Raw genomic sequence first — 12,839 nt, 5'->3', positions numbered from 1 at the left:
TGGCCGGACCGAGCAAACCGCACGCGATCTGGCACACGATGGCCCACGGGGCTGCTCAGGCCGAGTACCGACCGGTCGGACGCGACCAGGTACAGAATGGCCGACGGGGGTGGTCGGGCCGAGAATCGACCGTCCGTACGCAACCAGGTACACCACGGCCATGGGGTGGTCGGGTCGAGTATCGACCGGCCGCACGCGGCCAGGTACGCGATGCCCGACGGGGCTGACGGCCGGGAATCGACCGGCCGGACGCGACCGCGTTCGGGGCACGTCGCCGCTGGACAAGGCGTCGGCACGACCGGCGATCTTCTTCAACGAGGTCGCCGACCCTTTCTCACCCACTATCCGAGCCCATTGAACGGGGGCAGGCAGCATCAGTTCATGACACAGCGTTGACGGTGTCCTTCTTGGCGGTGAGCGGACAGCCGCCGACCGGGACATCGCCCACTACGACCGGGAGACCGCCGAGTCCTCCCTGGTGCTGCGTCGCGCCTCGGAACTCGGCTACGACTTGCTGGTAGGGCGAGTCGCCGTCGTGGTGGAGGCGTCCGTCGAGCCCCGCGCGGATGATCCGGGCGCTGCGGAAGGTGTTCGACGACGACCCGCAGGACATCATCGGCAGCACCGGTGCGGGCCGGTTCGTCGTGCTGGGCAAGGAAAAGAAGGTCCTGCAGCTCGGCTTCGGACCGGACTGCGTCGCCGGAATCGGCGCTGTCGCGGCGAGCGTGGCCTCGCTGCGCGATTCCTATCAGGACGCTTCGACCGCGTTGTGCATGGCCGCCCGGCTTCCCGGGATCGGCCGTGTCGTGCACATCGACGACGTTCGCGTGCAGGAGTTGGTCGCGTCGAGCGCGGAACACACTCGTGCGCAGTTCGTTCGGGGGCTGCTCAGCTCCCTTTCGGACCAGGCCGGCTGGCCGGTGCCGCGTCCACCCTGATCGCCTGGTGCGAGTCCGGGTTCAGCCTCGTCCGCGCCGCCGCCGACCTGCAGATCCACCGCAACACCCTGGTCTACCGGCTGGCCAAGATCGAGGACCTCACCGGGCGGGACACTCGCGACGCCCGGTTCGCGTTCAAGCTCTACCTGGCCTGCGTCGCCGATCTGCTCGGCTGATACGCGTCGTCGACGGGCAGCCAAGCCGGGGCATCTACCCCTGTCGGCTGGCAGATCGATCACTACCAGGTCTCCCTGCTGCCGCGGTGACGGCCATACTGGCTGGCAACCCCGTAGGAAGGAGCGGTTCGTGGGTGATGTCGTCACGTACGAGGTGCGGGACCGGAAGGCCTATCTGACGCTGAACCGGCCGGACCGGTTGAACGCGATCACCGCCGAGGTGGCCCGCCGGCTGCACGAGCAGGTCGACCGGGCCAACGAGGACCCTGAGGTGCACGTGATCGTGCTGCAGGGCGCGGGCCGGGCGTTCAGCGCGGGCTACGACCTCAAGCAGTACGCCGAAGAGGGCGACTTCACGCAGCCGCCGGTGTGGGACCCGATCCGCGACTACCAGCACATGAAACGCAACACCGACGACTTCTTCAGCCTGTGGCGCTCGCTCAAGCCGACCATCGCCAAGGTCCAGGGCTACGCGGTCGCGGGAGGCAGCGACATCGCGTTGTCCTGCGATCTCGTCGTGATGGCCGAGGACGCGCGGATCGGCTACATGCCCGCGCGGGTGTGGGGATGCCCAACCACCGCGATGTGGGTCTACCGGCTCGGCGCCGAACGGGCGAAACGGATGCTGCTCACTGGCGACACCATCGATGGGACCACCGCCGCGGCTTGGGGTCTGGTGGTCGAGGCGGTTCCGGCGTCCGACCTGGACAGTGCGGTGGAGAAGCTCGCCGACCGCATCGCCGGAGTGCCGGTCAACCAGCTCGTCATGCAGAAGCTGATGATCAACCAGGCGTACGACAACATGGGCCTGCACGGCACCCAGATCCTGGCCACCCTGTTCGACGGGATCACCCGCCACTCCCCCGAAGGCCGATGGTTCCAGGAGTTCGCCGCCCAGCACGGGTTCCCGGCCGCGGTGAAGTGGCGCGACTCCGGCAGGCCGATCCCGGACGGCGGCGGCCCCATCCCCACGCTCGACGAGGAGTGACCATGAGCGCCTACTGGCCCGCCGACACCAGCGAATCCGTGCTGGAGCTGACGACCGGAGACCTGTTGCGCGCGGCGGCCGCCGACGCGCCGGACCAGACCGCGATCATCGAGATCGTGCCACCGGGCTCGCCCTCGTTGTCCGGTGCGGACAGCACGAGTCGCAAGTGGACGTTCCAGCAGCTGCTCGACGAGTCCGAGCAGTGCGCGCACTGGCTGCTGACCCAGTTCGCGCCGGGTGACCGGATCACGGTGTGGGCGCCCAACATTCCCGAGTGGATCATCCTGCAGTACGGCGCCGCGTTGGCCGGGCTGGTCATCGTCACGGCCAACCCCGCCCTGCGCGCGACCGAACTGCGTTACGTGCTGGAGCAATCGCGTTCCTCGGGGCTGTTCCACGCTTCCGCGTTCCGGGGCAGCGACATGACCGCGATCGCGCAGGAGGCGATCTCGGGAATCTCCGGGCTGCGGGTTTTCTCGTTCGAGGACTGGGCCACGTTCCGCGCGTCTCCTGGTTCGCTGCCTGACGTTCAGCCTGGGGATCCGGCGCAGATCCACTACACCTCCGGCACGACCGGGTTCCCCAAGGGCGCGTTGCTGCATCACCGCGGCCTGGTCACCAACGCCAAGTTCATGGCCGAGCGGGTCGGGCTTCCCGTTGGCGGGACTCAGGTCTCGCCGATGCCGCTGTTCCACACCGCCGGGTGCGCGATGGGCGTGCTTGGGTGCGCGCATCAACGCGCCGCGCTCGGCCTGGTCCAGTTGTTCGACCCGACGCTCGTGCTGACCGCCGCGCAGGAACACCGCGCGGACGTTGTGGGTGGCGTGCCGACCATGTTGATCGCGATGCTCGCGCATCCGGAGTTCGACTCGTTCGACCTGTCGTCGGTGTCGCGGATCCTGTCCGGCGGCAGTCCCATCCCGCCCGAGCTGGTCCGCCGGGTGGAGGACCGGTTCGGCGCGAAGTTCACCGCCGTGTACGGGCAGACCGAATTGTCGCCGGTGGTCACGCAGACCCTTCCGGACGACTCGCCGGACGACAAGGCGAACACCGCCGGACGGACGCTTCCGCAGCTCGAGCTGGCCATTCTCGACCCGGTCACGCAGGAGACGGTGGGGTTCGGTGAGACCGGCGAGATCTGTGCGCGCGGCTACTCGGCCATGCTCGGCTACTTCGACATGCCCGAACGCACGGCCGAGACGATCGACGCCAAGGGCTGGCTGCATACCGGTGACCTGGGCGTTCTCGACGAGCGTGGCTATCTCAAGGTCACCGGCCGGCTCAAGGACATGATCATCCGTGGCGGCGAGAACATCTACGCCACCGAGATCGAGCAGGTGCTGTTCACCCACCCGGGTGTCCGCGACGTCACCGTCCTCGGCCTGCCGGACGCCACCTGGGGCGAGATCGTCGCCGCCGTGGTCGTGCCCGTCGACCAGGCTCCTTCGGCACAGGAGCTGCACGACTTCTGCCGCGTCCACCTGGCCCCGCACAAGACCCCCACTCGCTGGTTCCAGGCCGCTGACCTGCCGCTCACCGGGTCCGGGAAGATCCAGAAGTTCCGGCTCCGGTCGCAGATCGAGGAGGGCGCGCTCGCCCAGCTCACCTGACGCGAAAAATCCTGGACGACTTTGTCGATGTGCGTCCGGTGTGTCCGACGCAGGGGTGAAGCAGCTCCTAGCGGAAGGCAGTCCGATGACCCAGCACCTCGCCACCCAGCGTTCGTGGACCGGCTCCGAGCTGCGCGGGGAGGTGCTCCGGCCGGGTGACCCCGGGTACGACCGGGAGCGGGCCTCGCTGAACCCGGCGTTCGACGCGCGGCCGGAGGTCGTCGTCTCGGCCAGCCGCCCCGCGGACGTGGCGGCTGCCGTGACGTGGGCTCGAGCGCGCGGGCTGGCGCTGGCCGTGCAGGCGACCGGGCACGGTACTCACGTCGCGTCGGACGGCGGGGTGCTGCTGAAGACGTCACGGATGACGGGTGTGCTGGTGGACCCGGACCGGCGGATCGCCAAGGTCGGCGCCGGTGCGGTGTGGGCCGATGTGGTCGCGGCTGCCGCGCCGTTCGGGTTGGCGCCGGTGACCGGGTCTTCGCCGACGGTCGGGGTGGCCGGGTTCACGATGGGTGGCGGGCTGGGACCGCTGTCCCGCAAGTACGGGCTCGGCGCGGACAACCTGCTGAAGGTCAGCGTGATCACCGCCGATGGCGTGCCGGTCACCGCGACGCCGGACCGCAACCCGGAGCTGTTCTGGGCGGTGCGCGGAGGTGGCGGCAACTTCGGCGTGACTACGTCGCTGGAGATCCGCCTGCACCCCGTGGCGTCGGTGTACGCGGGTCAGGCGCTGTTCCCGATCTCGCACGCCGCAGAGCTGCTGGAGCGGTACCGGGACTACGCGCCGGTCATGCCGTCGGAGTTGACGTGCACCATCGCTCTGGTTGGTTCGACCGTTGCCGTGCGGGCGATGTACGCCGGTGACGCCGACGCTGCCCAGCGGGCTCTCCGTCCACTGTGGATCGACACGCCGGTTGAGGACACCTTCGCTTCGGTTCCGTACGCGCGGGCCAGCGTGCCCGGCACGGCGCCGCGCAACTTCGACCTGTTCGCAGCGCTGCCCGACTCGTCCGTCGTGCTGGACGTTGCCCGCGAGAGCAACGCCGTCGAGGTCCGGTACTGGGGCGGCGCGATCGCCCGCGGCACCAGCCCCGCCGGCCACCGCACCGTCCCGTTCTCCATCACCGTCGACGGTCCCGAGCCGGAGCGGCTGTGGCCGTACGCGACCGGCGGCTCGTTCCTGAACTTCCTGCATGACCCTGACGCCGTCGAGACCGCCTACACCGCCGCCGACTACCAGCGTCTGCGGGACATCAAGACGGTCTACGACCCCACCAACCTGTTCAGCCGCAACCTGAACATCACGCCGGCGTGAAGGTGCGCCTGGCCCACTGGTCGAAGGTGCCCGCTGGGCGGCCGGTGACCTTCTCGACGTCCGGGTGGACCTCGGACTCGTCCAAGGCGCCGTCGACGTAGAAGTTGAAGAACGCGTCGACGTACTCGACCGGCATGTTCGCTTCCATGTCGGCGCGGGCTTCCTCGTTGGTCATCCCCACGAACTTCAGGTCCCGCTTGAGAACGCGGCTCACGACGGCGAGTTGCTCAGCGGGCAACAGGGACTCCGGGCCGGTCAGGTCGTAGATCCGGCCGTCGTGCCCCTCTTCGGTCAACGCGTGCATGGCAACGGCCGCGATGTCCCGCGGGTCAACACACGCCAGGCGCACATCAGGGAACGGCGCCCGCACGGTGTCGCCCGCCTCCAACTGTGGCATCCACCGCAACACGTTGGACATGAACGCCCGCGGCCGCAGGAAGGTCCATTCCATCCCCGCATCGCGGACCGCCCGCTCGGACAACGTCATGTACCGCGACACCGCGTTGCTCATGTCCTCCAACGCCGCCGACCCACCCGATAACAACGCAACGCGCTGCACGCCCGATTCCCGCGCCTGCGCCAACATCCCTTCCATCCCGCCATAACCGGGCATCAGGAACATTCCCCGCACGCCTGCCAACGCGTCGCCCAGACTTTCCGCCGAGTTCAGATCCCCGACCGCCACCTCAACACCGTCCGGCACCACCACATCCGCCCGCCGCGCCAGTACCCGCACCGGCGCCTCGGCCGCTACCAATGCCTTGACCAGCTCCGACCCCACGTTGCCGGTCGCACCCGTCACAAGAAACATGCACCACTCCCCAGTCTCGCCCAGTACCCCGGTTCTACCACACCCGCAGCGGCGGGAAGCGGGCGACGAACAGCGCGCCGGTGGGGTGTCTTCGAGAGTGAGGGTGGCGTGGTGGCGGGTGAAGCGTTCGAACACGCGCTCACGTCGGCGACGGGAATGCCGGGGCCGTCGTCGAGGACTTCCAGGATTACATGGGAGTCGACGCGGATGGTCGCGGTGACTTTGGTTGCGGCGTGGCGGGTGGCGTTGTCGATGAGGTTGCGCAGCAGGCGTTCGAGTTGACCGGGGTTGCCGTGAACGAAAGCATGCGCGGGAACCTCGTACTCCACCATTGGCCGTGCTGCTGAACGAACCAAGGCGGCGAGGTCAACGGGGCCGAACGGGATGGGGCGCCACTGTCGTTCACGGCCAGCAGCAACAGATCCGTAGTGAGGTTCTGCAGACGTTCGATGTCCTCCAACGACTGCCCGGCGATCCGGGGCCAGTCCGCGCGATCGGCATGTGCCAGAGCGACTTCCAAGCCGACACGGAGGTTCGTGAGCGGGCTGCGGAGCTCGTGGCTGGCGTCGGCGACGAACTGCTACTGGCGGATGTGGAACTCCTCCAGGCGGTCAAGGGTTTCGTTGGTGGTACGCGCGAGTTTGGCGATCTCGTCACGGGATGGCGGGATCGTCGATTGAGGTTGTTCTCGCTCACTTCGGCCAGCTCGCGGCGGATCGCCTCGACCGGGCGCAGTGTCCGGCCGGTCACGAACCACGCCATCATTCTCTCGCCGGTTTGGACCTGTTGTTGACACCGCCCGGTTCACCGCGTCGAGGTATCGCACGGCTTCCAGCACTCACACCAGCCGAGTTGCTTCGGAGAGAAGACCGCAGTGACCGAATGTTCGCGCTCAGCCCGTCGTTACTTCTTCGGCGCGTTGGGTGAACTAATTGATGGTTAGTCGCGGGAAGCCGGGATCGTTGTTGCGCGCAGTTTATAGAGCAGTGTTTTGAGTTCGTCCTCGTCGATCCTTGGCGAATTGTTCAGGTATACGGCGAGTTCGCCGAGAATGTTCCAGCAGGTGGCTTCGTCTTTCCATCGGATATTCATGAGGGCTTTCTGGACCTTATACGTTTTTGCCAGTATTCGGATCTGGCTGACTGGGATCTGGTGGGGGTAAGCCGGCTTGGTGTTAGAGGTGCTCGTGAGGTGCGCGAGTTCGGCAATGAGGTCAGCAAGCGCATCGCGTGTGACCGTGTAGGGGTTGCTGGCGGCGCGCCGATCACGGATCGATGCGGCCGTCTCGTGTAGCGCCATCGTCACCAGCGCGATGATGGCGGCCTTCACGACGATGGTGTCCGTGAGCTGCTCGCCAACCGCCAGGGTGGCCGTACGAAGCACTACACGCGATGACCCAGCCGGTCACCGCAACCCTGGAAACCAACTAACCCGGTCTCCACCAAACCCGGTACTTGACACGCTCACGACCAACCCACACCATTCGCCAACAGACTTTTAGGGAGGAAGTCGTGCGAGTTCTTTTCACGTCGTCGCCGGGGCTTGGCCACCTGTTTCCGATGATCCCGCTCGCCTGGGCGCTGCGGACCGGGGGTCACGACGTGCTGGTCGCCAGCACCGGCGACGTCGTCGAGCGCGCCGCGCAAGCTGGGCTGCCCGCGGTGGAGGCCGCGCCGGGGCTGGACGTGATGAAGTTCTTCGAGACTACAATGCGTGAGAACGAGCGGTTCGGGGACTTCGCCTCGCTCCGCGAGCTGTCCGTGGAGGACCCGCGGCGGGCGATGGAGCTCGTCGCGCGGGTGTTCGCCGCGCTCGGCGACCGGCTCACCGAGGGGATGCTCGCCGCCGCCCAGGGTTGGCGGCCGGACCTGGTGGTCTTCGAGCAGATGGACTCCGCGGGCCCGTTCATCGCCGCGAAGCTCGGAATTCCCGCCGTGCAGCACAACTTCGGCTCGGCGCGCGGGACCGACGAGCTCGCGCTGTACGCGAAGTACACCGACGCCTACGACCGGCATGGCGTGACGCGGCCGACCGAGGCCGACGCGATCATCGACATCGCCACCGAGGGGCTCGGCACCCCGCAGATCGGGTGGCCGATGCGCTACGTCGCGTACAATGCGGGCGGGGTGCTGCCGGGGTGGCTGCTCGCCAAGCGGGAACGGCCGAGGGTGTGCGTCACCCTCGGCACCGCGGTCGGCCTGATGTCCGTCGGCGCGCTGGGCCAGATCGTCGAGGCGGCCAAGGAGATCGACGCGGAATTCATCTTCGCGCTCGGCGACTCCGACGTCGCGGAACTGGGCGAGCTGCCGGAGAACGTGCGCCTCGTCGAGTGGATCCCGTTGAACGCCCTGTTGGAGCACTGCGACGCGATCGTGCACCACGGCGGCTCCGGCAGCACCTTCACCTCGCTGGCCGCCGGAGTGCCGCAGTTGCTGCTTCCGCACAGCGCCGACCAGTTCGACAACGCGACACTCGTCCGCGACGCTGGTATCGGCCTGTGGCCCGAAGACACCACTGTGGACGCTTCGCATCTCACGAAGCTGTTGGAGGACAAGGAGATCAGAGCGGCGTGCGAGCGACTCCGCGCGGAGAACGCCGCACGCCCCCTGCCATCGGAGCTGGTGTCGAAGCTCGTCGCGCTGGTGAGCTGATCCGGCTTGGTGATCTGGGCCTCGACCGAGCTCAGCGCGCCGGAGCGCTGGTAGGCCTTGCGGCCGAAATGTGTCAGTCGGACGTATGCCAGACAACCGTGGTTGCGTTTGCTGATCTTGGATCATTCCTCAGCCTTATGAGACGTTCTGAATGGTGTGACGGAGGCGTGCCTTGCGGCGTGCTGGTCGCGGAGGGTCTGGTTCTCGAGGGAGAGTTCGTGGATGACGTGGGCGTAGGTGCGGATGAGCTGTTCGAGGCCCGCGCAGTGTTTCTTGAGCGTGTCGTGGTCGCGTTGCAGCTGGGTGTATGGGTCGTGGTTGTCCCGGAACTCGGCCGCCGTGCGGCGGGCGTGGTGCGCGAGTTGTTGGAAGTGGTCGCGGAGGTCGGGGTGTTTCCCAGGCCCAGACCGCGCACGCCGAGGTCACGCCACCGGCGATACCCAGCCGGGTCCAGCCACTTCGCGTCCTGCCCGCGGACACCACGCGGCTTCAAGTCGAAGTCGTCCATGGCGGCGACCGGGTCGGCCACCCCGTAGCGGCGCGCCGCCCACCGATAGAACTTCCGCAACCCAGCCAGGTTCGCCGCGAACGTGCTCGCCTCAACCAGCCGCGGGTTGCTCTGCTCCGACAGCCGCCACTCCTTGAAGTACTCCGCGTCGTCCTCAGTCGCCTCGTCCCAGCGACGGCCCAGCGCCAACAGGAAGTTCAGCCACATCCCCAGCGACTGCGCGTACTTCTTCCACGTCAACGGCGAGCGGCTCAACATCCGCGGCGACGCGAAGAACGCGTTCACCCGCCCATCCGGACGCCCACCAGGACCGATCAGGAACGGCTGACCATGCCGACGCCCCCGCCCCGCCAACCCGGCCAACAACCCCGGGTGGGCCACCAACAGCGGATCGTCCACCGTCCCCTGCGGACGCTCCAAGTCATACCGGAATACAACCCAGCCACCAGGCTCATGAGCAGTCCTCATGAGCGGCAGCGTAAAGATCAACACCCACCAACAACTGCGGACCGGGTAGAGAACGAGGCAATCCACGAAGATCACGGCCACCGGCACGAAGAACCGTGAGCCGGAGTTGAACGCCTCCTCCTCAACCTCGGGGGCGAAAAATCCGTTTTGACCCGGCAGGCTGGGACCGTGAAGCCGGCATTTGTCCTGGTCGTCCCCGCTTTGGCGGTGCCGACCTTCGACTCCCCGCGCGGGCCCATCCCGGCCTGCGTGCTGCCCCTGATCGCCCTGCTCGCGGCCCCTACCCTGCCCAGCCTCACTGGATCGTCGGCACCGGCGACTGGGGAGGTCGACTTGGGCAACATCGACTACATGACCCGGGTGGACGGTGGGTGGAGATTGGGGTGATAGGTGCCCGGGCCGAGCCGAAGTTCGTTCTTGATTAGCCGCGTTCTTTGGTGATGGTCTCGCGGAGGGCGGGGGCGATGTGCTGGGACCAGTGGGCGAGGGTGGTGGGGTCGGGTGGGCCGCCTTGCGGGGAGAACAGGATGAAGCCGGCGGCGTTGTGGGTGAGGATCGCGGTGGTGAGTTCGTCGATCCATTGGGCTGGGGAGCCGCCGATCCAGCGGCCGGTGTCGTCGCGGGTGGCGGGGAGGTCCCGTTCGGTTATGCGGCCTGGGAAGTTGAAGATGGTGCGGATGGCGCTGGGGTCGCGGCCCGCGGATGCCGCGGCCTCGTCGATGATCGGGCGCGACTCGCGGTAGCGGGGGCTCAGCCAGTCCGCGGCGTGGCCGGGGATCCAGCCGTCGGCGACGCGACCGGTGGCGGCCAACGACTTGGGCCCGTTGGAACCCGTCCAGATCTGTGGGGCGGGCACCGCGGCCGGCTCGATGTTGTGTACGCGATAGTGGCGGCCTTCGTGGGTGATCGCCGGTCCGCCGCCGGACAGCTTGCGGACCAGCACAATCGCCTCCTCGAACGCGTCGACCGCGTCACCCGGGGACAACGAAGGTGCGCCCATGTCGGCGATCCGGTTCAACCGCCCACCCGCGCCCATCCCGAGCACGATCCGCCCGCCGGACAACGCCGACAAGGAGGTCACGGCCCGGGCGAGCATCGGCGCCGGCCGAGTCGGGAGGTTGGTGACGTTGGCGAGACCGGCGATGTGTGAGGTCCGGCCAAGCAGGAACCCGATGGCCGAGTAGGCATCGAGGTGCGCGCCGAGATACGGGTGATCCGACAACGAGAACAGGTCCAGCCCGTCGCGGTCCGCTTGCTGCACAAGGCTCAACAGCGACGGGCTCGCCTCGGCCTCGTTGGGCGCGCCAAAACCGAAGATGACGTCCAAGATTTCCCCCAGGGAGCTAGTTCGTACTACGAACTATAATAGTTCGCACTACGAACTTCAACTCGTCTCCAGGAACACCACCGGCACCTTGTTGTCCGCGACGACCCGCCCCAGCAAGACAGCCAACGCATCCCGCTCCGCAGCGGACAACCCCGCGGGCAACATGTCGACCCGCCGGCACGTCTCCGCGTAGAACTCCCCCGCCAAGCGGTCCCCCTCCGGGGTCAACGCGACCTTGACCGCCCGGGTGTCCTGCGCCGAGGTCTCCCGCCGGACAAGACCATTGCGTTCACAGCGATCCACCAGACCCGAGAGGCTCGACTTGGCCAGCCCCAGCATCGAGCTCAGCTCCCCCATGCCATACGGCTGCGCCATCAATACGCACAACAACTGCCCCTGCTGCGGAGTCAGGCCATATTCCCGCGCCGACTCCGTGTACATGGCATTGACCAAGAAGGACGCCCGCACCAAAGCGGCGACCACCCCGATCGACCCCTCATCAGTACCCACACCGCCACGGTAACACCCATGACCGTCCTGCCGGATTTGTCCATGAAACACGATGGAACACAAGAAGATCCAGCGACTGTCCAGTATGGACGTACCAAAAGCGGCCAAGCACGCCCGGCGTTCAACCCAAGACCCCGTTACCGAACCGAGGGGTTCAGCAGCGTGAACACAAAGACCACATCTTCCTCGGTTTAGTTAGGAAACTTTCCTAACAGTATTGACCAGGTTTCGGCTCGCGTGTCACGCTCTCCACACTCGCCGCCACCGAGAGTTGTCATCGACGAGCGAGGGAGAGCATGCGTAAACCCCTGCGAATCCTGGCTGTCGTGACCGGGTTGATCGCCGGTCTCGGCACAGCCGCCCCGGCCACCGCGCAGGTCGCCCTGCAAGTCACGGCGGCCGGCTACGTCCCCGGAACGATCAGACCATCGGTGTCCCAGGCAACCCAAGACGCCGCGGTGATGAAGTACTGGAACTTCTGGAAGGCCAACTTCCTGTCGACCAAGTGTGGCTCGGGCACGTATGCCGTGCTGTCCAAGGACGCCGACCACGCTTATGTGGCCGAGGGCGAGGGCTACGGGATGACCATCGCCGCGATGATGGCCGACAAGGACAGCCAGGCGAAGGCGATCTTCGACGGGATCCTGAAGTTCGTCAAAGCCCACCCTTCGGTGAACAACAAGGACCTGCACGCCGCGGAACAGAACGCGAACTGCAAGAGTGTCAACGGAAGCGACTCGGCGACCGATGGCGACCTGGAGATCGCCTACGGTCTGCTGATCGCCGACAAGGTCTGGGGTTCCTCGGGTTCGGTCAACTACAAGGCCGAGGCCGTCCGGATCATCAACGCCATCAAGAAGAGCGAAGTCAGCTCCAGCACCAAGTTCATGCTGCTGGGCGACTGGGGCAACGACGCGGAGTACAAGAACAGCTCGCGCTCGTCCGACTGGATGCCGGGGCACTTCCGGGCGTTCGAGAAGGCCACCGGGGACTCCACGTGGGGCCAGATCCGGACCAAGCACGAACAGGCCGTGAGCAACCTGCAGTCGAAGAACGCGCCGAACACCGGCCTGCTGCCGGACTTCGTCGTGAACACCAACAGCACCCCCAAGCCGGCGCCGGCCAACTTCCTCGAGGGCCAGTACGACGGCGCCTACAGCTGGAACGCCTGCCGTGACCCTTGGCGGCTCGGTGCCGACGCGATCACGATCCAGGGCAGTGCGGCGCTGGCCCAGGTGCGCAAGATGAACACCTGGATCCAGAGCGCGACCGGGGGCGACCCGGCCAAGATCAGCTCCGGGTACACCTTGGCAGGCAAGAAGACCGAGTCGGGCGAACACCCCTGCTTCACCGCGCCCTTCGCGGTCGCGGCGATGACCGACCCGGGCAGCCAGGCCTGGCTGGACAAGCTGTTCAACCAGATCGACAAGTTCAGCCCGGACAAGACGGACTACTACGGGACCGGCATCACCCTGCAGGTGCTGTTGATCCTGTCCGGCAAGTTCATCGCACCGTAGCGGCAGGTCCCGCCGTTCGC

General features: G+C 67.0%; 16 protein-coding genes and 1 pseudogene. 9 read left to right on the top strand and 8 right to left on the bottom strand.

All coding sequences use genetic code 11. The features are described 5' to 3' along the window. Positions 1-379: 379 nt before the first annotated feature. Complete coding sequence (locus AB0J95_RS46650) at positions 380-655, bottom strand: hypothetical protein (RefSeq protein ID WP_364772670.1); 276 nt, start codon at positions 653-655, stop codon at positions 380-382. Here AB0J95_RS46650 and AB0J95_RS46645 point away from each other — a divergent pair. From AB0J95_RS46645 to AB0J95_RS46625, 5 genes are all read left to right on the top strand, one after another. Further along, positions 567-938, top strand: coding sequence for a hypothetical protein (locus tag AB0J95_RS46645; RefSeq protein WP_364772789.1), 372 nt, complete (start codon positions 567-569; stop codon positions 936-938). The two genes, AB0J95_RS46650 and AB0J95_RS46645, sit on opposite strands and share 89 nt — an antisense overlap. Continuing rightward, positions 914-1,114 (top strand): helix-turn-helix domain-containing protein, encoded by a 201-nt coding sequence (locus AB0J95_RS46640; RefSeq protein ID WP_364772783.1) that lies wholly within the window; start codon positions 914-916, stop codon positions 1,112-1,114. Before AB0J95_RS46645 ends, AB0J95_RS46640 begins: the two co-directional genes overlap by 25 nt. Before the next feature lie 130 nt (positions 1,115-1,244). Beyond that, on the top strand, positions 1,245-2,102 hold the full coding sequence (locus tag AB0J95_RS46635) for a crotonase/enoyl-CoA hydratase family protein (RefSeq protein ID WP_364772668.1): 858 nt from the start codon (positions 1,245-1,247) through the stop codon (positions 2,100-2,102). Positions 2,103-2,104: 2 nt separating this feature from the next. After that, positions 2,105-3,712, top strand: a complete 1,608-nt coding sequence (locus AB0J95_RS46630; protein ID WP_364772666.1) for an AMP-binding protein — start codon at positions 2,105-2,107, stop codon at positions 3,710-3,712. Between the two features lie 85 nt (positions 3,713-3,797). After that, on the top strand, positions 3,798-5,027 hold the full coding sequence (locus tag AB0J95_RS46625) for an FAD-binding oxidoreductase (RefSeq protein WP_364772665.1): 1,230 nt from the start codon (positions 3,798-3,800) through the stop codon (positions 5,025-5,027). Here AB0J95_RS46625 and AB0J95_RS46620 read toward each other — a convergent pair. The 4 genes and pseudogenes from AB0J95_RS46620 to AB0J95_RS46605 form a co-directional block, all read right to left on the bottom strand. After that, complete coding sequence (locus AB0J95_RS46620; protein WP_364772663.1) at positions 5,014-5,838, bottom strand: NAD(P)H-binding protein; 825 nt, start codon at positions 5,836-5,838, stop codon at positions 5,014-5,016. The genes AB0J95_RS46625 and AB0J95_RS46620 overlap by 14 nt on opposite strands. Next, positions 5,826-6,170, bottom strand: a complete 345-nt coding sequence (locus tag AB0J95_RS46615) for an ATP-binding protein (protein ID WP_364772661.1) — start codon at positions 6,168-6,170, stop codon at positions 5,826-5,828. The genes AB0J95_RS46620 and AB0J95_RS46615 overlap by 13 nt, the downstream gene beginning before the upstream one ends. A gap of 122 nt (positions 6,171-6,292) precedes the next feature. Beyond that, positions 6,293-6,358, bottom strand: a pseudogene (locus tag AB0J95_RS46610) (hypothetical protein); the annotation flags it as partial. A gap of 419 nt (positions 6,359-6,777) precedes the next feature. Continuing rightward, the gene (locus AB0J95_RS46605; protein WP_364772660.1) at positions 6,778-7,221 is read right to left on the bottom strand and encodes a hypothetical protein; all 444 of its coding nucleotides are present in this window, start codon (positions 7,219-7,221) and stop codon (positions 6,778-6,780) included. Positions 7,222-7,349: 128 nt separating this feature from the next. Between AB0J95_RS46605 and AB0J95_RS46600 the strand changes: the two genes are divergently transcribed. Then, positions 7,350-8,489, top strand: a complete 1,140-nt coding sequence (locus AB0J95_RS46600) for a nucleotide disphospho-sugar-binding domain-containing protein (RefSeq protein ID WP_364772658.1) — start codon at positions 7,350-7,352, stop codon at positions 8,487-8,489. A gap of 73 nt (positions 8,490-8,562) precedes the next feature. Here the strand turns inward: AB0J95_RS46600 and AB0J95_RS46595 are convergent, their stop codons facing one another. Then, positions 8,563-9,204: a hypothetical protein gene (locus tag AB0J95_RS46595; RefSeq protein ID WP_364772781.1), complete on the bottom strand. Its 642-nt coding sequence runs from the start codon at positions 9,202-9,204 to the stop codon at positions 8,563-8,565. On the opposite strand from AB0J95_RS46595, the gene AB0J95_RS46590 reads away from it, so the two are divergent. Next, positions 9,131-9,325: a hypothetical protein gene (locus AB0J95_RS46590; RefSeq protein ID WP_364772787.1), complete on the top strand. Its 195-nt coding sequence runs from the start codon at positions 9,131-9,133 to the stop codon at positions 9,323-9,325. The two genes, AB0J95_RS46595 and AB0J95_RS46590, sit on opposite strands and share 74 nt — an antisense overlap. Before the next feature lie 308 nt (positions 9,326-9,633). Further along, positions 9,634-9,852 carry a hypothetical protein gene (locus AB0J95_RS46585; RefSeq protein ID WP_364772657.1) on the top strand — a complete coding sequence of 73 codons (219 nt, stop codon included), beginning with the start codon at positions 9,634-9,636 and terminating at the stop codon, positions 9,850-9,852. A gap of 34 nt (positions 9,853-9,886) precedes the next feature. Here the strand turns inward: AB0J95_RS46585 and AB0J95_RS46580 are convergent, their stop codons facing one another. Next, positions 9,887-10,792 carry an LLM class flavin-dependent oxidoreductase gene (locus AB0J95_RS46580; RefSeq protein WP_364772656.1) on the bottom strand — a complete coding sequence of 302 codons (906 nt, stop codon included), beginning with the start codon at positions 10,790-10,792 and terminating at the stop codon, positions 9,887-9,889. A 57-nt stretch (positions 10,793-10,849) separates the two neighbouring features. Then, positions 10,850-11,233, bottom strand: coding sequence for a MarR family transcriptional regulator (locus AB0J95_RS46575; RefSeq protein WP_364772779.1), 384 nt, complete (start codon positions 11,231-11,233; stop codon positions 10,850-10,852). Positions 11,234-11,598: 365 nt separating this feature from the next. Here AB0J95_RS46575 and AB0J95_RS46570 point away from each other — a divergent pair, with 365 nt between their 5' ends. Continuing rightward, entirely contained in the window at positions 11,599-12,819 is a 1,221-nt protein-coding gene (locus AB0J95_RS46570) for a glycosyl hydrolase family 8 (RefSeq protein WP_364772654.1), read from the top strand. Positions 12,820-12,839: the final 20 nt, after the last annotated feature.

It is taken from the genome of Actinocrispum sp. NPDC049592, from assembly GCF_040675465.1.
Lineage (GTDB): Bacteria > Actinomycetota > Actinomycetes > Mycobacteriales > Pseudonocardiaceae > Kibdelosporangium.
The sequence above is the reverse complement of the archived record's forward strand: the minus strand, read 5'-3'. Positions and strand labels throughout refer to the sequence as shown.